This is a genomic window from Stenotrophomonas sp. SI-NJAU-1, assembly GCF_020883215.1.
Taxonomy (GTDB): Bacteria; Pseudomonadota; Gammaproteobacteria; order Xanthomonadales; family Xanthomonadaceae; genus Stenotrophomonas; species Stenotrophomonas indicatrix.
In genome coordinates this window covers 2,947,492-2,964,885 of record NZ_CP086598.1, presented here as the reverse complement: position 1 = coordinate 2,964,885, position 17,394 = coordinate 2,947,492, and the positions used below count along the sequence as shown (strand labels likewise).

Here is a 17,394-nt window from a genome sequence, read left to right as displayed (position 1 = left end):
TGGGTGTCCGCGACCGGCGGAGGGCGTCGCAAGTGGTTGATCCTGCGTAGGGCCGGCCAGATGCGATTGCCGGACGCGGAAAACAGCGGCCTGCCGCTGACGCCAAAGCTGACGGGGCGGGCGATGCCGCGGCGGAGCGGGGAAGGCGCCGATGGAACGCTGTTTTCATGACATCCACGAGGGCAGGGCGCAGCGTACTGTCGCCGTTCCCCTCCCGACGCTGCCCGCAGCAGAGCCATTGGACATGTCCGATTCAACCACCCGCATCGTGCTTGCCTCGCGCCCCCAAGGTGCGCCGGTCGCCGCCAATTTCCGCCTCGAACAGATGCCGCTGCCGGCATTGGCCCCGGGCCAGGTGCTGCTGCGCAACCGCTACCTGTCGTTGGATCCGTACATGCGCGGACGCATGGACGATGGCCCGTCGTACGCACTGCCGGTGGCAGTGGATGCGGTGATGGAGGGCCAGACCGTGGCCGAGGTGCTGCAGTCGCAGGCGCCTGGTCTGGCGGTGGGCGAGCTGGTGCTGGCCCCCGGTGGCTGGCAGACGCATGCCGTGGTGGCGGGTGACGCGATCAGCCGGCACCTGGATCCGGCCGGGCTGCCGCTGAGCACAGCGTTGGGCGTGTACGGCATGCCGGGGTTCACCGCGTACTCCAGCCTGATCGAAATCGGCAAGCTGCAACCCGGCGAGACCCTGGTGGTGGCCGCTGCCAGTGGGCCGGTCGGCGCCACCGTGGCCCAGTTGGCAAAGCTGCAGGGCGCGCGCGTAGTTGCCATCGCCGGCGGTGAGGCCAAGCGTGCGTATCTGCAAACACTGGGCGTGGACGTGGCGCTGGACCATCGCGCCTCTGGTTTTGCCGAACAGCTGCGCGCTGCCGTGCCGGATGGCATCGACGTGTACTTCGAGAACGTGGGTGGGCATGTGCTCGATGCCGTGCTGCCGCTGCTCAATGATTTCGCGCGCATTCCGGTGTGCGGCACCATCGCCACCTACAACGCCCGCGGCGTCGCGCAGTCCGGACCGGATCGGCTGCCAGCGCTGTTCAGCCAGATCCTGCGCCAGCGCCTGACCGTGCGTGGCTTCATCGTGCATGACTTCAAGCATCTGTGGCCGGAATTCGAGCGCGACATGCCGCAGTGGCTGCGCGATGGGCGCATCAAGTACCGCGAAGACGTCGTGCAGGGTCTGGAGAATGCACCCGAAGCCTTCTTCGGCCTGCTGCAGGGGCGCAACTTCGGCAAGCTGGTGGTGAAGCTGGATTGAGCGACCGCGTCAGCGACGGGTCATCTTTTCCCGCCGCAGCAGTTCGCGCTTGCGTTCCACGCCCCAGGCATAGCCGGACAGATCCCCGTCGCGCCGCACCACGCGGTGGCAGGGCACCGCCACTGCGAGAGGATTGCTGGCACAGGCGCGGGCTACCGCACGACTGGCACGCGGCGCGCCGATCCGCGCTGCGATGTCGGCGTAGGACGCAGTCTGCCCGTGCGGAATGCGCTGCAGTGCCTGCCATACCCGCTGCTGGAAGGCGGTGCCACGGATATCCAGTGGCAGCGTGGTGCCGCGCGCAGGCTCTTCGATCAAGCCGATGACCTGGGCGATGAGGTGTTCGTAGCCCCGATCGGCACCCACCAGTTCAGCTTGCCGAAAGCGCTGCTGCAGGGAGTACAGCAACGCTTCTGGATCATCGCCCAGCAGGATCGCGACCACGCCGGTGCTGCTGCTTGCCACCAGTACGCTGCCCAGCGTGCTCTGTGCAATCGCGAATCGGATGACCTCGCCGCCGCCACCCGCGCGCCAGCGCTTGGGTGTCATCCCCAACAGGCGGGGCGCATTTTCGTAGAAGCGTCCGCTGGAACCGAATCCCGCCTCGTGGAAGGCATCGGTGATCCGGTCCTGGCGTTGCAGCCCTTCGCGCAGGCGGTCGGCGCGCAGGGCAGTGGCGTACTGCTTCGGGGTCACGCCGGTGGCCTGCTTGAACAGGCGGTGCAGGCGGGTCGGGCTGCAGCCGGCGATGTCGGCCAGTTCCTGCAGCGACGGTTCGTCAACGCTGGCCTGCAGATGACGGCAGACCCGTTCAATACGGGCATCCAGATCGATATCGGCGGTGCTGTCCATGTCGTGATTCTGGCATGCACCAGGGCAGTGGAAACTCCGTTTCCTGCACCCACCGGCCGGGTCTGGAAACGGAGTGTCGGCGTGGCCGTGCAGGCGCATGGTTGCGGGCATATCCCAACCCGGAGCACATCCATGCGGCTGCACGACAAGATCATCCTCATCACCGGCGCCAGCGCCGGCATTGGCCGCGCCAGCGCGCTGCGTTTCGCTGCTGAGGGCGCGCGACTGGTCCTCAATGCGCGGCGCCCACAGCCGCTTCATGAACTGGCTGCGCAGATCCGCGCAAGCGGCGGCGAAGTGGCCGTGCATGCGGGTGACGTGGCCGATGCTGCCACCGCGCAGGTGCTGGTCGATCTGGCCCAACAGTCATTTGGCGGATTGGATGCCGCCATCAACAACGCCGGCATGCTCGGCCCCAGCCTGCCCACCGCAGAGCTCCCTGCCGATGCCTGGCGGGAGGTGGTGGCCACCAACCTGGATGCCGCTTTCCATGCGGCGCGCGCGCAGTTGCCGGCATTGCTGGCACGCGGCGGTGGCTCGCTGGTGTTCGTCGGCACGTTCGTCGGCCACACCGTGGGATTCCCGGGCATGGCGGCCTATGCAGCGAGCAAGGCCGGGCTGATCGGCCTGAGCCAGGTGATCGCCGCCGAGTACGGTGCGCGCGGCGTACGCAGCAACGTGCTGCTGCCCGGTGGCACCGACACCGAAATGGGCCGGCAGGCCGCGCCCACGGGCGATGCGCGTGATTTCGTGCGCTCGCTGCACGCCCTCAAGCGCATGGCTGAGCCGGAAGAGATCGCCAACGCGGCGTTGTTCCTGGCCAGCGATGAAAGCAGTTTCGTCACTGGCAGCGCGATGCGTGTCGAGGGAGGAGTGTCGATTACCCGCACCTGAGCATGCTCACCGGCGTGGCCGGTAGCGGATGCCGCTGCTGGCCATGAACCCCTTCGGATCGAAACCGGCCCAGGCCTCGCCCCAGTCGAAGCGGGCGTGCCCACCTGCCAGCGTCCGCCCCAGTGCCGCGCCGAGCGTGCGCTTCATGAAGGCGACCTCGGCGTCGATGGCCGCCTGGGTCGGCCAGCCCTCCTGCAGCTCTGCACCAGGCAGTTCGACGCCCATCGTCACCATGTCCAGTTGCTGGCCGCGGAAGCACAGGCTGATGCCTGCGCGGGCGCCGCCCAGGCTCAGCCCCTGCAGGCTCAGCCACAGATAGCCTGTGCCGACGTCGCGTTCGCCTTGGATCCACGCGGCAAACGCGATGCGCGCCTGGTCCAGTGACAGCGCGGGGCCGATCCGGGTCGGCAGGTTGCCGATCTGGATGCGTCCATCGGCGGCGTCGATGGTCATTGGCGCTGCTGGCGAAGCGGACTGCGCACGAGAGGGCATGGCATATTCCGATAAACATGATGCTTTCTGATTCTGGGGGGGAGCCGATTGCGGTCGCAAGGCCGAGGCTGCACACGGTGTTGGCGCCGGACTGACCTGCGGCTCACGCCCCACGCTCTAGCGTGGCCGGGAGCATCGGTCCCCCACCGATGACGGAGCTTTCGATGAGCGAGCGCGACAAGGACCAGGCTGACCCCAAGCAGGGCGTGCAGGAAAGCCGGCAGGACAAGCAGCAGGATGAAGTGGCCAAGCAGCGTCCCGGCCAGCAGGACCAGAAGGTGCGTGATACACATTCGCGCGCACCCGTGCGCAAGGACGGCGGGCAGGACCCGGCCTGAGCGACTGGCCAGAACAGAAAGCCCCGGCAGTGCCGGGGCTTTCTGTTTTTCATATGGTGGAGCCAAGGAGGATCGAACTCCTGACCTCGTCATTGCGAACGACGCGCTCTCCCAGCTGAGCTATGGCCCCATGGGGGTGTTGCATCCCGTGGGCAGCGGAGCTGGCGCCACGTGACAGCCCTAGCATAGCGCTGGCCGGTGCCGGCTGCAAAGGGGCGGGCCGGACACAGCGGCGCAGGTGCTCTGCGCCGCTGCAGGCCGGGCTCAGGGCAGCAGTGCCGCCGCGCGCTGGATCGCGATGTCGGTCGCCGCCGACACACCATGCAGGTGGATGCAGGCGTGGATCATCCCCGTCAGGCGCTCCAGCGTGCAGTCCACACCCGCTTCCCGCAGGTTGGCGGCGTACTGTTCAGCTTCATCGCGCAGCGGATCGAACTCACAGCTCAGCACCGTGGCCGCCGGCAGGCCACGCAGATCGCGGGCGAGCAGGGGCGAAGCCAGCGCCTGTCGGCGGTCACCGTCGCCGAGGTAGGCCTGCCAGCAGCGCTGCATCAGGCCGGCGCTGAGGTAGTAGCCGTCGGCGAACTCGCGGTAGGTGTCGCTGGCCATGGTGGCATCCAGTGCCGGGTACAGCAGCAGTTGATGCGATGGCAACGGCAGTCCCTGATCGCGCAGCAGCAGGCAGCACGCGGCGGCGAGATTGCCGCCGGCGCTGTCGCCGCCGATGACCAGCCGTGCCGGATCAAGACCCAGCGCGGCGGCATGGGCCTGCAGCCACAGCCAGGCATCGGCGACGTCGTGCAGCGGCGCCGGGAACGGATGCTCCGGCGCCAGGCGATAGCCGACGGCAGCGACGACATGGCCGCTGGCATTGGCCAGGGCCCGGCAGGGGCCGTCATAGACCGCCAGCGAGCACTGGAACCAACCACCGCCGTGGGCGAACAACAGGGCAGGGCGCAGCTCGGTGCCGTTGGCTGCGGGCGTATACAGGCGCACGACGAGCGCATGGCCGTCGCGCGCGCTGATGACGTGCTCCACGACATGCGATACCGCCTCGGTGGCACCCTGCAGCGTGGGCAGCGTCTGCTCGCTCAGTGCGCGCAGTTCCAGCAGATCGCCTGGCAGTGGTTGCGCCGCCACCGCATCGACGAAAGACTGCAACGCAGGTTCAAGCGGCATGCTCAGCCTCCTGCAGGAACGGCAGCAGCTGGGCGAGGAAGGCGTGCGGTGCTTCTTCCATGATGAAGTGGCCACAGCCCGGCACGACGCTGCCGCGCAGGTCATCGGCGTGCGGCTGCAGGGTCAGCATGGGGGCGTTGCCGGTGGCGTGCTCGGCGCCGATGGCCAGCACCGGCATCGTCAACCGGCGTTGTGCGCGGAGCTGGTTCTGACGGATGGTTTCCGGAATCGCGCGGTACCAGGCAAACCCTGCACGCAACGCGCCGGGGCGGCTGTAAGCGGCGATGTAGGTTTCGCTGGCCACCGCATCGCGCCGGTACGACCAGCGGTCGAACATGAAGTCCAGGTAGGCACGTTCGCGACCGGTGATGAGGGCCTCGGGAAGATCGGCCACCTGGTTGAACATGAAGTGCCACAGGAAGATGTTGTCGGCCGGCGCGGCGAAGATGCCCGGTTCGGGTGCCAGCCCGGGAATCACCGCCTCGGTCACGGCCAGGCGCTGCACCGCCTGCGGCTGGTCGCTGGCCAATGCATAGGCGATCCACATGCCGATGTCATGGCCGACCACCTGATAGCGCTCGTGGCCCAGCGCCTGCATGGTCTGGTGCAGTACCGCCGCGGCACTGCCGGTGTCGTAACCGTGCGCGGGACGATCGGATTCGCCGATGCCGGGCGGGTCGACCGCGATCGCTTCGAAGCCGGCCTCGGCCAGCGCAGGCAGCACGTGGCGCCAGGCGTACCATGTCTGCGGCCAGCCGGGAATCAACAGCACCGGTTGACCGCTGCCGGCGGAGACGCAATGCACGCGCTGGCCGTCGATGCGCAGGTAGTGATGGCGCAGGGTGTCGTCGCCGGGGGTACCAGCGGTGGAGATGTTCGTCATGGGGATGTTCCTGTGGGGGCTCAGGCGATGCCGAGCATGTGCTGCATCTGGGCGCTGCTGATCGGCGCGCCGGCGAAGTCGTCGAAGATCTTGTCGGTGACCGGGATGATGTGGTCGCGGATGAAGGCGGCACCTTCGCGCGCACCGGCTTCCTGGTCCTTCAGGCAGCACTCCCATTCCAGCGTTGCCCAGCCGGCGTAGTCGTACTGCGCCAGCTTGGAGAAGATCGACCTGAAATCGACCTGGCCATCGCCCAGCGAGCGGAAGCGGCCCGCGCGTTCGGTCCAGTCGGCGTAGCCACCGTAGATGCCCTGGCGGCCATTGGGACGGAACTCCGCATCCTTGACGTGGAACATCCGGATCAGCGGATGGTAGATGTCCAGGAACTGCAGGTAATCCAGCTGCTGCAGCACGAAGTGGCTGGGATCGAACAGGATGCGGCAGCGCTCGTGCTGGCCCACACGCTCGAAGAAGCGTTCGAAGCTGGTGCCATCGTGCAGGTCTTCGCTGGGATGGATTTCGTAGCAGAGGTTGATGCCGTTGTCCTCGCAGGTATCGAGGATCGGCCGCCAGCGGCGCGCCAGCTCATCGAATGCGGCATCGATCAGGCCCGGCGGACGCTGCGGGAAGGGGAACAGGTAGGGCCAGGCGAACGAGCCGGAGAAGGTGCCCATGTCCTGCAGGCCGAGCCGGCGCGAGGCGCGGGCGGCAAGATGCAGCTGCTGCTGTGCCCATTCGCTGCGTGCCTGCGGATTGCCGCGCAGCGCTTCCGGTGCGAAGCCATCGCACAGTTCATCGTAGGCCGGGTGCACGGCCACCAGCTGGCCCAGGATGTGGGTGGTCAGCTCGCTGACCTGCAGACCGTGCTCGGCCAGGGTGCCACGCAGGTCATCGCAGTAGTCCTGGCTGTCGGCAGCGGTGGCCAGGTCGAACAGGCGCGCGTCCCATGCCGGAATCTGCAGGGCCTTGAAGCCATGGCCGGCGGCCCAGGCGGCGATGCCGGACAGGCTGTCGAACGGCGCCTGGTCGCCAGCGAACTGCGCCAGATGCAGGCTGGGGCCTTTGAGGGTTTGCATGTGTTGCTCCAATTGTTTGTCGGTCGACAAAGAATAGGCGCGTGCATCGGGATGGTCAACACCCGCGTTACACTGCGCGCCTCAGAACGGCAGGCAGGCAGATGGCAGGGCGACCGCGCGAATTCGACAGGGACCAGGCATTGCGCAAGGCGATGCTGCTGTTCTGGCAGCACGGCTATGAGGGCACCTCGATGTCGGCCCTGGTCGAAGCGCTTGGCATTGCCTCGGCGCGCATCTACGCCGCGTTCGGCAGCAAGGAGCAGCTGTTCCGCGAAGCGGTGGCGCTGTACGAGGAAGGCGAGGGCGGCTTCGCGCCGCGCGCGCTGGAGCAGGCGTCACTGCGCGATGCGATCGGCAGCATGCTGCGGGATGCCGTGTTGACCTACACCCGTCGCGGTCGTCCGCATGGCTGCCTGGTAGTGTCCTCGGCCAGCAGCGTGTCACCGGATGGCGAGGGCGTACGCGACTGGCTGGCCAGCCACCGCCGCCAGCGCACGGCGGCGATCATCGCGCGGCTGCAGCAGGCGCAGGCGGCTGGCGAGCTGGCGGCCGACCTGTCCGTGCAGGCGCTGGGCGATCATTTCGCCACGGTGCTGCATGGCATCTCGGTGCAAGCGCGAGACGGCATCAGCCGCGAACGCCTGCTGGCGATGGTCGAGGTCGCGCTGGCGCCGTTACCGCAGCACGGCTGAGGCGGGGACTGTGCCGAAAGCGGCCTGATCCCCCTGCTGCCTAGCGGTGCAACGAAATTGTAACAATTTGGAGGATAATGGCCGCTTGCGCAGTTTTCCTCCTATTTGCCGCCCGGTCAGCGCAGGCCGCACGGACGCCTCCTCAGAGCTTTCGATGCCTTCCCATTCCGATTCCCGCCGTTCGTCGGGCATGTCGTCCTCCTTCGTTTCCTTCCGTCGCCATCCGCTGGCCCTGGCCTGTGCAGGCCTGGCGCTGGCTGCCAGCTTCGGTGCTGCCGCGCAGGACAGTGCACCGACCCCGACCGGGCTGGACACCATCACCGTGACCGCCGAGCACCGCGAGCAGAACCTGCAGGAAGTGCCGGTGTCGGTAGGCGTGGTACAGGGCGAGCGCATGCGCGACTTCACCGCCGGCGGCGACGACACCCTGCTGGCGCTGTCCGGCCGCGTGCCGAGCCTGTATGCGGAAACCACCACCGGCCGCATCTTCCCGCGCTTCTACATCCGTGGCCTGGGCAACATCGATTTCTACCTCGGTGCCTCGCAGCCGGTGTCGATCATCCAGGACGACGTCGTGCTGGAGCACGTGGTGCTGAAGTCCAACCCGGTCTATGACGTGGACCAGGTGGAAGTGCTGCGCGGTCCGCAGGGCTCGCTGTTCGGCCGCAACACCACCGCCGGCATCGTCAAGTTCGACACCCTCAAGCCGACCCAGGACTACAGCGGTCGCGTCAGCGCCAGCTATGCCTCCTACAACAGCGTGTCGATCGACGGTGGCTTCGGCGGCCCGATCAACGACATCGCATCGTTCCGCGTGTCGGCGCTGTACCAGCACCGCGACGACTACGTCGACAACACCTACACCGGCCCCAGCGCCGACGGCACGGTCAGCCCGAAGAAGAACGCCATGGGCGGCTTCGACGACCGCAACGTGCGCGCGCAGCTGCTGCTGACCCCGAGCGACCAGTTCTCGATCCTTGCTTCGGCCCACGCCCGCGACTACGAAGGCACCTCGACCCTGTTCCTGCGCAACGCACTGACCAAGGGCTCGAACAAGACCGACGTGCCGCGTGACCAGGTCGCCTACGACGAGGCCGACAACAACCCGCAGGCGTACAAGACCTACGGCGGTTCGGTGAAGGCGCGTTATGACTTCGGCGCGATCGACTTCACCTCGATCACCGCTTACGAGACCACTTCCGGCTACAGCCGCGGTGACACCGACGGCGGCGCTGCGGTCAACTTCCCGGTCAATGGCGTGCCGAACGGCTACGGCCAGTCGATGGGCCAGATCCGTGACCTGGACCAGTGGACCCAGGAGTTCCGCCTGGCCAGCCATGACGACAGCGCCCTGCAGTGGCAGGCCGGTGCGTTCTACTTCAACGGCAGCGACACCACCGACTTCTACCAGCGCGCCTGGTTCCTGAAGGGCGCTGCGCGCAACCCGAACAACTGGGTGCGCCTGCGCAACAAGAACACCTCCTGGGCCGGTTTCGGCCAGCTCAGCTACGCCTTCACCGACAAGTTCACCGTCACCGCCGGCCTGCGCCAGACCCGCGATGAGAAGCACACCCGCCTGCTGAAGACGGCCGATACCGCTGCCGGCCTGGTCACCTACAAGGGCCGCACCGACGTCAAGATGACCGACACCACCCCGAGCTGGGATCTGAGCGCGATGTATCAGATCACCCCGGACGTGAGCGTCTATGCGAAGGTCGCCCGCGGCTTCCGTGGCCCGACCATCCAGGGCCGTTCGGCGGTGTTCAATGCCGACTTCACCACCGCCGATTCGGAAACGATCCTGTCGTGGGAAGCGGGCGTGAAGAGCAGCCTGTGGGACAACCGCCTGCGCCTGAACGCCACCGCGTTCACCTACACCGTCAACGACATCCAGCTCAACGGCAACGATTCGGACGGCAACGGCGTGCTGTTCAACGCCGACAAGGCCAAGGCCTACGGCTTCGAAGCGGACATGGAGCTGCGCCCGATCCAGAACCTGACCCTGAGCGCCGGCCTGAGCCTGCTGCACAGCGAGATCAAGGACAAGCGCGTCTACGCGCAGGTCTGCGGCCTGAACGGCCAGGTGGTGTGCACGGTGAACGATCCGACCATCAAGGTCGGTGCCAACACCTTCGCGCAGATCGATGGCAACCCGCTGCCGAACGCACCGAAGTACAACATCAACCTGGCAGCGCGTTACGACTTCCCGGTCAGCGACGCGGCCACGATGTTCGTGTCCACCGACTGGAACAAGCAGGGCTACACCAGCTTCGTGCTATACGACAGCAAGGAGTTCAACTCCAAGGGTGATTTCGAGGGTGGCCTGAAGATCGGCTACTCGGGCAACTACGGTGCCTACGAAGTGGCGCTGTTCGCGCGCAACATCACCAACGAGAAGAACCTCAAGGGTGTGATCGAGAACTACATGGCCGCGGTCTACAACGAACCGCGCACCGTGGGTGTTTCGCTGAACATGAACTGGTAAGCACTACCGGTTGGAGTAGCGAAAACGGCGCTCATCGAGCGCCGTTTTTCGTTGTCCTCCCGGTTCCTCAGACTGCCGGCAGCAATGCCTGCAACCGCGGCTCCAGTTCCTGCTGGCGCCAGCCGGCCAGTGCAGCCGGCCACTGCCGATGCTCCAGATAGCTTTCCAGATGCTTGCGTGAGGCCAGTACGCCGTCGGCCAGGCCGAGCTCGCGGCTGCGTTCGGCCACCGCATCCTGCAGCTTCTTCAGCAGCTGCTTGCTGGCATCGCTGGCCTGCATCGCCAACGGCGCATCGGCCTCATCAGCCAGCGGCGTGTCCAGCGCCTGCCATACCGCAGCGGCCAGCTTGCGCGGCGCCTTCGGGAACTGTTCGAACAGCTTGCTTACTGCAGCGGCATCGGCTGGCGGGGTGCGTGCCAGGGTGGCGGCCAGTTCGTTGTCCAGGATCCAGCTGCGCGGGCGGTCGCTGGCGCGCGCCTGCACGTCGCGCCAACGCAGCAGGCGCAGCAGGCGACGCTGCGCGGGGGCATCCAGGAACTGCGCCGAGCGCATGCCCAGGTGGGGCCAGCGGTCTTCGTCATTTGCCACGCTGGCCAGCAGCCGCTCGCCATCGTCGTGCAGCCACTGCTGGCGCCCCAGCGTTTCCAGCTTGGCGGAGATGGCGTCGTGCATCGCGAACAGATGCTCGACGTCGTCGGCGGCGTACTTCAGCTGGGAGTCCGACAACGGCCTGCGCATCCAGTCAGAGCGGGTTTCGCCCTTTTCCAAGGCCACGCCGGTGATCTCCTGCACCAGCTTCTGGTAGCCCATGCCAGCACCGATGCCAGCCAGCGCGGCGCCAATCTGGGTGTCGAACAACGGACGCGGCAGCACGCCACAGGTCCACTTGAACGCCACCAGGTCTTCGCTGGCACTGTGCATCACCTTGATGATGGATTCATCGGCCAGCCACGGCGCCAACGCCTCAGGCATGCCGGGAATCAACGGGTCGATCAGCAGGATGTCCTCGCCGACAGCCATCTGCACCAGCGCCAGCTGAGGCCAGAAGGTGCGTTCACGGATGAATTCGGTATCCAGGCCGATGCGGGTCGGCCGTTGCTGGCGGTATGTGTCCAGCTCGGCGGGGGTGGTGATCCAGGTTGCCACGTGTCAGGGCCTACTACTCGGGTTTGCTCAGGCAGGGGAGAATAGCCTAACGTCGGTCCGCATCCGTGCCGAAGGAGGCCCTGCTTGCGTTTTCTGCTGTCGCCCGCGCTGTTGACCGCCTTGGCCGTGGGCCTGGCCGGTTGCACGCCGTCGCCCCCTGCGCAGACCTCCGGTGGCCCCGCAGGCCAGCCGGCCGACCCTGCACCGCACGCCGGGCCTGCGCCAGGTACCGGGCAGGGCACGGTGACCATTGCCGGTGACGACGCGGCCGAGGACATCCAGCAGTGGACGCCGCCGCGGGTCGATCGCCAGGGACGTACGCTGGCACAGCTGCGCCGGGCTGCCGAGCAGGCGTTCGCGCAGGGGCGTCTGTACGAAGATGGCGATGCGGCCGTGCCCCTGTGGCTGGCGGTGCAGGAAGAGGATGCGGACGACCGCCAGGCGCGCCTGGGCCTGCAACGTGCCAAGCAGCGCCTGCTGCAGCAGGCCGATGCCTTGTTGCAGCAGCCATTGCAGCAGCGTGAGGCGCTGGCCGAAGCCGGGCGCCAAGCGCTGGTGCTGCTGACCCTGGCGCCGAAGGACGAGAAGGTGCGCGCGCTGCAGGGGCGGGTCGAGACCGCGCAGCGCGTGGTCGCCTACAACCGCGCGGGCGAAGACGATCTGCGTGCCGACCGGATAGGGGAAGCCGGCGATGGTGCGATTGGCAACTTCCGTGAGGCACTTGCGCTGGACCCGGCAAATCGTCGCGCGCGGCAGGGACTGGCAGCTGCGGAAAGTGGGCTGATCCGGCGTGCCGAGGATGCCGCGCGCATCCGCGATTTCGCCAGTGCCGGCGCGTGGTTGGCAGAAGCCAGCAAGGTGCGGGACTCGTCACCGACCATCGCCGACGCGTTCGAGCGCATCGAGCAGATCCGTGCAGCGGCACTGGTCCAGCTGCGCGATGGCGGCCTGCAGGATCTGACCACCCCGCAGGGGCTGAAGCCCGCGCGCGAGAAGCTGGCCGAAGCGCTGCGCATTGCCTTGCCGGGCGACGCGGTGGTGGCGCAGCTGCGCGAACGCATCGAACTGGCCACCCATTACGGCAGCTTCCGGCCGGGGCAGGTGTTCAGTGATGCGCTGCGCGATGGCGGTCGTGGACCACAGATGATCGTGGTACCCCACGGCGGATTCCAGATGGGCGCCAGCGACAGCGAACCAGGCGCGACCGACGCGGAGCGGCCGTCGCACTATGTACGCTTCGAGCGCGGTTTCGCGATGGCGATCACCGAGATCACCGTGAGTGATTTCGAGCGCTATGTGAAGGCGACCAATGCCCGCCCACGTGCGACCCGGCGTGGCCATTCGGTGGTCTATGACGAGCGCAGCGGCAATTTCATACGCCGCAGCGGCGTGGACTGGCGGTCCGACTATGACGGCGGGCGGGCACTGGGCAATTCGCCGGTGATGCACGTGAGCGTGCGTGATGCGGAGAACTACGCGAACTGGCTGTCCGAACAGACCGGCCGCAGCTACCGCCTGCCCAGCGAGGCCGAGTTCGAGTATGCGATGCGCGCCGGCAGCAGTGGCCGCTACCCGTGGGGCGATGCCGGGCTGCCACCGGAAGGCAGTGGCAATTACACCGGCAGCAAGGACGTTTCTCCTTCCGGCAGGCATTGGCACAACGCCTTCGTCGGCTATGGCGACGGTTGGTGGGGGCCGGCACCGGTCGCCAGCTTCCAGGCCAACGCCTTCGGGCTGCATGACATGGGCGGCAACCTGAGCGAGTGGGTGGCCGACTGCTGGCATGCCAGCTATCGGCGCGCGCCGGCTGATGGCGTGGCGTGGTTCAACCCGGGTTGCCGTTCACGGGTGATCCGGGGTGGCAACTGGGCCAATGCGCCGGAGCAGACCCGGGCGGCGTGGCGGCAATCGCAGGATTCGGATACCACCAACGCGCGCATCGGCTTCCGACTGGTGCGAGGGATCTGACGGGCACGACTGGATCGGCGCCGGTTTCACCCGCCGCAGGCAGCGCCGCACTAAGATTGCGCCGTACCCGCCGGCCGGCGGGGTCAGCCGGAAGACCTGCCGATGCGCAATGATCCTTTTTCCCGCTCGCCGCAGCAGCGGCGTGGCCTGTTCGGCAACATCCGCTGGTGGGTGCTGCTGCTGGCCGCCGGCTACGCGGCGTTCTACTGGTTCTCCAACCGTGCGGTCGACCCTTATACCGGCGAGAAGGTGCTGATCGACAGCAGCCTGGACGCCAGCCAGGAGAAGGCACTGGGCCTGCAGGCCTACCAGCAGATCCTGTCGCAGGAGCGCCCGCTGGGCCCGAATGAACAGGTCTCGCGCGACGTTCGGGCGATTGCCGAGCGACTGATCGCCAAAGTGGATGCTGTCGAGACCGCCTTGGCGCAGGAACACGGGTTGCAGCCGGCACACTTCGCACGCGACTTCGAGTGGGAAGTGAACGTGATTCCGTCCGAGCAGGCAAATGCGTTCTGCCTGCCCGGTGGCAAGATGGCCGTCTACACCGGGCTGATACCGGTTGCGCGCACCCGCGATGCGATGGCGGTGGTGATGGGCCATGAGATCGCCCACGCATTGCTGCGCCATGGTGCACAGCGAATGGCCCAGCAGAAGCTGACCCAGATCGGCCAGGTGGCCGGCGCCGCCAGTGGTATGGATGCGCAGCAGCAGCAGATGATGATGTCGGCCATGGGCTACGGGTACCTGTTGCCGTACGCGCGCAGCCACGAGACGCAGGCCGATGAAGTTGGCCTGATGCTGGCGGCCGCGGCGTGTTTCGACCCGCGCGAGGCGGTGCCGCTGTGGCAGCGCATGGGCCAGGCCGGTGGTGGCCAGTCGCCGCCGGAGTTCGCCTCGACCCACCCCAACCCGGGTACCCGTATCCAGAACCTGCAGGCGTTGATGCCGAAGGCACTGGAGTATCGGCAGAAGTTCTGCGAGCAGGCCAGGTAAAGGGTGGTTCGGCAGGGCTGCGCCCTGCACCCGCCGAAGCGGTAGTGCCGGCCGCTGGCCGGCAACCTCAACAGCAACAGCAAAAGCTGGCTTCCTGTGGGGAGGCGGGGTGGGTCCGGTGGCGGGGGACGCTGCAAGTCCCCCTCCGGGGCCCGGCCCAGCCGCTGGCGGCTGTGCGTTTGGGCGCTTGCGAAGCAGTGCTTCGCAAGCAAAGCGCCCTCACCCCTGTAAGCTCGGTCGCGCCATCCATGGCGCTCACGCCCCCGCAACCGGACCCACCCCGCCTTCGACGGTTTTCCGCAATCTGTCTGGATGGCATGGTTTGCTTTTGGTAGGTGTCGACCTTGGTCGACAGCAGATCCACGCCATGCGTGGATGCTTTACGTCCCGATTTCGAAATATTCGATCTCGATGGAGATTCATCCACGCACGGCATGGATGTCCCAACCGCCGCCGGGAAACTGTCGAAGGTGGGGCCGTGTCGGATTGCGGGGTGTCCGCGGCATGGATGCCGCGGCCAAGCCCCCACGGACGGGTTTACGGCGTCCCCGCAATCCGACACCGCCCCGCCATCCCACGGAATGCTCGCTGTTGCTGTTGCTACTGGGGTTGCCGGCCAGCGGCCGGCACTACCGCGGGTGCAGGGCGCAGCCCTGCCGAACACCCTTACTTGACCGCAGTCACCTGCACGTCGATCACGCCGTCGCCGACCCGGGCCTGCAGTGCGTCACCCGGTTGCACCTGCTCGATCCGGCGCACCAGCGCGCCATCGTCTGCACGGGTCACGATGCTGTAGCCGCGCGCGACGGTCGCCAGCGGACTGACCGCTTCCAGCGAACGTGCAAGGCCACGCAGGCGCAGCGCATCACGCTGCAGCAGGCGCTGCAGCGCCGCTTGTGGGCGCCCGCCCAACGCGGCAAGGCGACGTCGCAGCGCCTCCATCTGCCGCTGCGGATGATGGCCCCTTAACACTGCAGCAGCGTGGCGCAAACGGGCTGCGCGACGCTCCTGCTGCTGGTTGTGCGCCGCATGCAAGCGACGTCCGAGGTCCAGCTGACGACGGCGCAGCAGATCCAGTCGTGCCTGCGGACTCTGTGCGTTCAAGCGCAGCAGTGCGCGATCAGCGCGCTGCATCGCCTGCTGCATGGCGTGGCGTTGCAGCTGCACCATGCGAGCCGCGTTGCGGCGCAGGCGCAGGGCCAGGTCGCGCTGATCGGGTACCAGCAGTTCCGCGGCCACCGATGGCGTAGGCGCGCGCAGGTCAGCAGCGAAATCGCTGAGACTGAAGTCGGTTTCGTGACCCACCGCCGAGACCACTGGCGTGCCGCTGGCGGCGATTGCGCGGGCCAGCGCTTCATCGTTGAACGCCCACAGGTCTTCCAGCGAGCCACCACCACGGGTCAGCAGGATCACGTCGTAGCGGCCGCTGGCATCGGCGGCCTGCAGCAGGCGGGTGATCTGTGCGGCAGCGGTTGCGCCCTGCACCAGGGTCGGCAGCAGATCCACTTCCAGCAACGGGAAGCGGCGGCCGAGCACGCTCAGCACATCGCGCACGGCGGCACCGGTGGGCGAGGTGATCACCGCCAGGCGCTGCACGTGGGCCGGCATCTGCCGCTTGCGGGCCGGGTCGAACAGTCCCTCGGCTTCCAGCCGCGCCTTCAGTTCTTCGAACGCGCGACGCAGCGCGCCTTCGCCGGCTTCCTCCATGTGGTCCAGCACCATCTGGTACTCGCCACGGGCGTCGTACAGGGTCACCTTGCCGCGCACCAGCACGCGCATGCCCTCGCGCGGAACGAACTTCAGGTACTGCGCCTTCATCCTGAACATCGCAGCGCGCAACTGTGCACGCGCGTCCTTCAGGGTGAAATACAGATGGCCGGACGCCGGCCGCGCCACGCTGCCCAGTTCGGCTTCCACCCAGATCGCCGGGAAGCTGCCTTCCAGCAGGTCGCGCGCCAAGGTGTTGAGCTGGCTGGGGGTGAAGACGTCGTTGTTGCGTGGCTGCATGGTGACGGCGTGGGGCAGATGGAGCAGGGGGCTCAGGATCGCACGTCAGCGCTGGCCGTGCTGGCCCAGTGCCCATTGCACGTGTTCGCGGACTACGGGCGAAGCATCGTCGGCGCGCGTCTGCAGCGCCGACAGCGTCTCTGCCGTGGTTGGCGCATTGCCCAGCGCCACGGCGATGTTGCGCAGCCAGCGCTCGTGACCACTGCGGCGGATCGGGCTGCCTTCGGTACGGCGCAGGAATTCAGCTTCGTCCCAGCCGAACAACTGGTCCAGGCGTGCGGTGTCCAGGTTGTTGCGGGCGCGGAAGTCAGCCTCGTCGGTGCGCTTGGCGAACTTGTTCCAGGGGCAGACCAGCTGGCAGTCGTCGCAGCCATAGATGCGGTTGCCGATAAGCGGTCGCATCTCAACTGGAATCGCACCGTCATGCTCGATGGTCAGGTAGGAGATGCAGCGGCGCGCATCCAGCCGCTGCGGGGCGGTGATGGCCTGGGTCGGGCAGACGTCGATGCAGCGCGTACAGGTGCCGCAGTGCGCGCTGGCCGGTGTGTCGATCGGCAGCGGCAGGTCGATGTAGATCTCGCCGATGAAGAACCACGAGCCGCCGTGGCGGTCGATCAGGCAGGTGTGCTTGCCGATCCAGCCCAGCCCCGCGTTGCGTGCCAGCGCGCGTTCCAGCACTGGCGCCGAATCGACGAAGACGCGGTAGCCCAGCGGCGCCACCTCATCGTTGATCTGCGTGGCAAGTTTCTGCAGGCGGTTGCGCATCAGCTTGTGGTAATCGCGGCCGAGTGCGTAGCGGGCGACGTAGGCGCGCCCCGGATCGGCCAGGGTCGCCCACGCTTCGGTGTCGTCCCTGTGGCTGTAGTCCATGCCCACCGAAATCACCCGCACGGTGCCGGGAACCAGTTCTGCCGGGCGCGCGCGCAGGGTGCCGTGGCGTGCCATCCAGTCCATCGTGCCGTACAGGCCCTGGCCAAGCCAGTCGGCCAGGTGCGCCTCGTCCTCGCCCAGTTCGATGCCGGCGATACCGCAGCGCTGGAAGCCATGCGCGCGCGCCAGATCGCGGATGCGCTGTACGGCCAGGGCCGGATCGAGGGGGGCAGGGACGGGGGACATGTGCACCA

15 protein-coding genes and 1 tRNA gene are annotated in these 17,394 nt (G+C 67.3%); 7 read left to right on the top strand and 9 right to left on the bottom strand.

What is annotated here, in order from left to right:
* Window positions 1-244 precede the first annotated feature (244 nt).
* Complete coding sequence (locus tag LMF57_RS13630) at window positions 245-1,264, top strand: NADP-dependent oxidoreductase (protein ID WP_117310887.1); 1,020 nt, start codon at window positions 245-247, stop codon at window positions 1,262-1,264.
* 9 nt (window positions 1,265-1,273) lie between these two features.
* Here the strand turns inward: LMF57_RS13630 and LMF57_RS13625 are convergent, their stop codons facing one another.
* The gene (locus LMF57_RS13625; protein WP_229290050.1) at window positions 1,274-2,116 is read right to left on the bottom strand and encodes a methylated-DNA--[protein]-cysteine S-methyltransferase; all 843 of its coding nucleotides are present in this window, start codon (window positions 2,114-2,116) and stop codon (window positions 1,274-1,276) included.
* Between the two features lie 132 nt (window positions 2,117-2,248).
* Between LMF57_RS13625 and LMF57_RS13620 the strand changes: the two genes are divergently transcribed.
* A complete protein-coding gene (locus LMF57_RS13620) occupies window positions 2,249-3,010 on the top strand; it encodes an SDR family oxidoreductase (RefSeq protein ID WP_025876348.1) in 762 nt (253 codons plus the stop codon).
* Between the two features lie 6 nt (window positions 3,011-3,016).
* Here the strand turns inward: LMF57_RS13620 and LMF57_RS13615 are convergent, their stop codons facing one another.
* A complete protein-coding gene (locus LMF57_RS13615) occupies window positions 3,017-3,502 on the bottom strand; it encodes a hypothetical protein (RefSeq protein ID WP_025876349.1) in 486 nt (161 codons plus the stop codon).
* 164 nt (window positions 3,503-3,666) lie between these two features.
* On the opposite strand from LMF57_RS13615, the gene LMF57_RS13610 reads away from it, so the two are divergent.
* Window positions 3,667-3,840 carry a hypothetical protein gene (locus tag LMF57_RS13610; protein WP_193600441.1) on the top strand — a complete coding sequence of 58 codons (174 nt, stop codon included), beginning with the start codon at window positions 3,667-3,669 and terminating at the stop codon, window positions 3,838-3,840.
* Window positions 3,841-3,894: 54 nt separating this feature from the next.
* Here the strand turns inward: LMF57_RS13610 and LMF57_RS13605 are convergent.
* The 4 genes from LMF57_RS13605 to LMF57_RS13590 all read right to left on the bottom strand — a co-directional run bounded on the left by LMF57_RS13605 (window position 3,895) and on the right by LMF57_RS13590 (window position 6,978).
* Window positions 3,895-3,970 (bottom strand) — tRNA-Ala (locus LMF57_RS13605).
* A gap of 134 nt (window positions 3,971-4,104) precedes the next feature.
* Entirely contained in the window at window positions 4,105-5,019 is a 915-nt protein-coding gene (locus LMF57_RS13600) for an alpha/beta hydrolase (RefSeq protein ID WP_229290049.1), read from the bottom strand.
* A complete protein-coding gene (locus tag LMF57_RS13595; RefSeq protein ID WP_229290048.1) occupies window positions 5,009-5,902 on the bottom strand; it encodes an alpha/beta hydrolase in 894 nt (297 codons plus the stop codon). Before LMF57_RS13595 ends, LMF57_RS13600 begins: the two co-directional genes overlap by 11 nt.
* Window positions 5,903-5,922: 20 nt before the next feature.
* Window positions 5,923-6,978, bottom strand: coding sequence for a sugar phosphate isomerase/epimerase family protein (locus LMF57_RS13590; RefSeq protein ID WP_117310883.1), 1,056 nt, complete (start codon window positions 6,976-6,978; stop codon window positions 5,923-5,925).
* 101 nt (window positions 6,979-7,079) lie between these two features.
* Between LMF57_RS13590 and LMF57_RS13585 the strand changes: the two genes are divergently transcribed.
* Both LMF57_RS13585 and LMF57_RS13580 read left to right on the top strand, forming a co-directional pair.
* Complete coding sequence (locus LMF57_RS13585; protein WP_025876357.1) at window positions 7,080-7,670, top strand: TetR/AcrR family transcriptional regulator; 591 nt, start codon at window positions 7,080-7,082, stop codon at window positions 7,668-7,670.
* A 154-nt stretch (window positions 7,671-7,824) separates the two neighbouring features.
* A complete protein-coding gene (locus LMF57_RS13580; protein ID WP_025876358.1) occupies window positions 7,825-10,155 on the top strand; it encodes a TonB-dependent receptor in 2,331 nt (776 codons plus the stop codon).
* 67 nt (window positions 10,156-10,222) lie between these two features.
* Here LMF57_RS13580 and rnd read toward each other — a convergent pair whose 3' ends face one another.
* Window positions 10,223-11,302 (bottom strand): ribonuclease D, encoded by a 1,080-nt coding sequence (gene rnd / locus LMF57_RS13575; RefSeq protein WP_117310882.1) that lies wholly within the window; start codon window positions 11,300-11,302, stop codon window positions 10,223-10,225.
* Window positions 11,303-11,386: 84 nt separating this feature from the next.
* On the opposite strand from rnd, the gene LMF57_RS13570 reads away from it, so the two are divergent.
* Both LMF57_RS13570 and LMF57_RS13565 read left to right on the top strand, forming a co-directional pair.
* Window positions 11,387-13,270 carry a formylglycine-generating enzyme family protein gene (locus LMF57_RS13570; RefSeq protein WP_229290047.1) on the top strand — a complete coding sequence of 628 codons (1,884 nt, stop codon included), beginning with the start codon at window positions 11,387-11,389 and terminating at the stop codon, window positions 13,268-13,270.
* 102 nt (window positions 13,271-13,372) lie between these two features.
* The gene (locus tag LMF57_RS13565) at window positions 13,373-14,263 is read left to right on the top strand and encodes a M48 family metallopeptidase (protein ID WP_208083067.1); all 891 of its coding nucleotides are present in this window, start codon (window positions 13,373-13,375) and stop codon (window positions 14,261-14,263) included.
* A gap of 666 nt (window positions 14,264-14,929) precedes the next feature.
* On the opposite strand, the gene xseA is transcribed toward LMF57_RS13565, so the two are convergent.
* On the bottom strand, window positions 14,930-16,270 hold the full coding sequence (gene xseA, locus LMF57_RS13560; protein WP_032978676.1) for an exodeoxyribonuclease VII large subunit: 1,341 nt from the start codon (window positions 16,268-16,270) through the stop codon (window positions 14,930-14,932).
* Between the two features lie 45 nt (window positions 16,271-16,315).
* Entirely contained in the window at window positions 16,316-17,386 is a 1,071-nt protein-coding gene (queG, locus tag LMF57_RS13555; protein WP_229290046.1) for a tRNA epoxyqueuosine(34) reductase QueG, read from the bottom strand.
* Window positions 17,387-17,394: the final 8 nt, after the last annotated feature.

What these genes read in the sequence shown, in the direction of transcription:
- LMF57_RS13630 (WP_117310887.1), top strand. Translation starts at nt 245, where the DNA reads ATGTCCGATTCAACCACCCGCATCGTGCTTGCCTCGCGCCCCCAAGGT.
- LMF57_RS13595 (WP_229290048.1), bottom strand. Translation starts at nt 5,902, where the DNA reads ATGACGAACATCTCCACCGCTGGTACCCCCGGCGACGACACCCTGCGC.
- LMF57_RS13600 (WP_229290049.1), bottom strand. Translation starts at nt 5,019, where the DNA reads ATGCCGCTTGAACCTGCGTTGCAGTCTTTCGTCGATGCGGTGGCGGCG.
- LMF57_RS13590 (WP_117310883.1), bottom strand. Translation starts at nt 6,978, where the DNA reads ATGCAAACCCTCAAAGGCCCCAGCCTGCATCTGGCGCAGTTCGCTGGC.
- LMF57_RS13620 (WP_025876348.1), top strand. Translation starts at nt 2,249, where the DNA reads ATGCGGCTGCACGACAAGATCATCCTCATCACCGGCGCCAGCGCCGGC.
- LMF57_RS13565 (WP_208083067.1), top strand. Translation starts at nt 13,373, where the DNA reads ATGCGCAATGATCCTTTTTCCCGCTCGCCGCAGCAGCGGCGTGGCCTG.
- queG (WP_229290046.1), bottom strand. Translation starts at nt 17,386, where the DNA reads ATGTCCCCCGTCCCTGCCCCCCTCGATCCGGCCCTGGCCGTACAGCGC.
- LMF57_RS13580 (WP_025876358.1), top strand. Translation starts at nt 7,825, where the DNA reads ATGCCTTCCCATTCCGATTCCCGCCGTTCGTCGGGCATGTCGTCCTCC.
- LMF57_RS13625 (WP_229290050.1), bottom strand. Translation starts at nt 2,116, where the DNA reads ATGGACAGCACCGCCGATATCGATCTGGATGCCCGTATTGAACGGGTC.
- xseA (WP_032978676.1), bottom strand. Translation starts at nt 16,270, where the DNA reads ATGCAGCCACGCAACAACGACGTCTTCACCCCCAGCCAGCTCAACACC.
- LMF57_RS13610 (WP_193600441.1), top strand. Translation starts at nt 3,667, where the DNA reads ATGAGCGAGCGCGACAAGGACCAGGCTGACCCCAAGCAGGGCGTGCAG.
- LMF57_RS13585 (WP_025876357.1), top strand. Translation starts at nt 7,080, where the DNA reads ATGGCAGGGCGACCGCGCGAATTCGACAGGGACCAGGCATTGCGCAAG.
- LMF57_RS13615 (WP_025876349.1), bottom strand. Translation starts at nt 3,502, where the DNA reads ATGCCCTCTCGTGCGCAGTCCGCTTCGCCAGCAGCGCCAATGACCATC.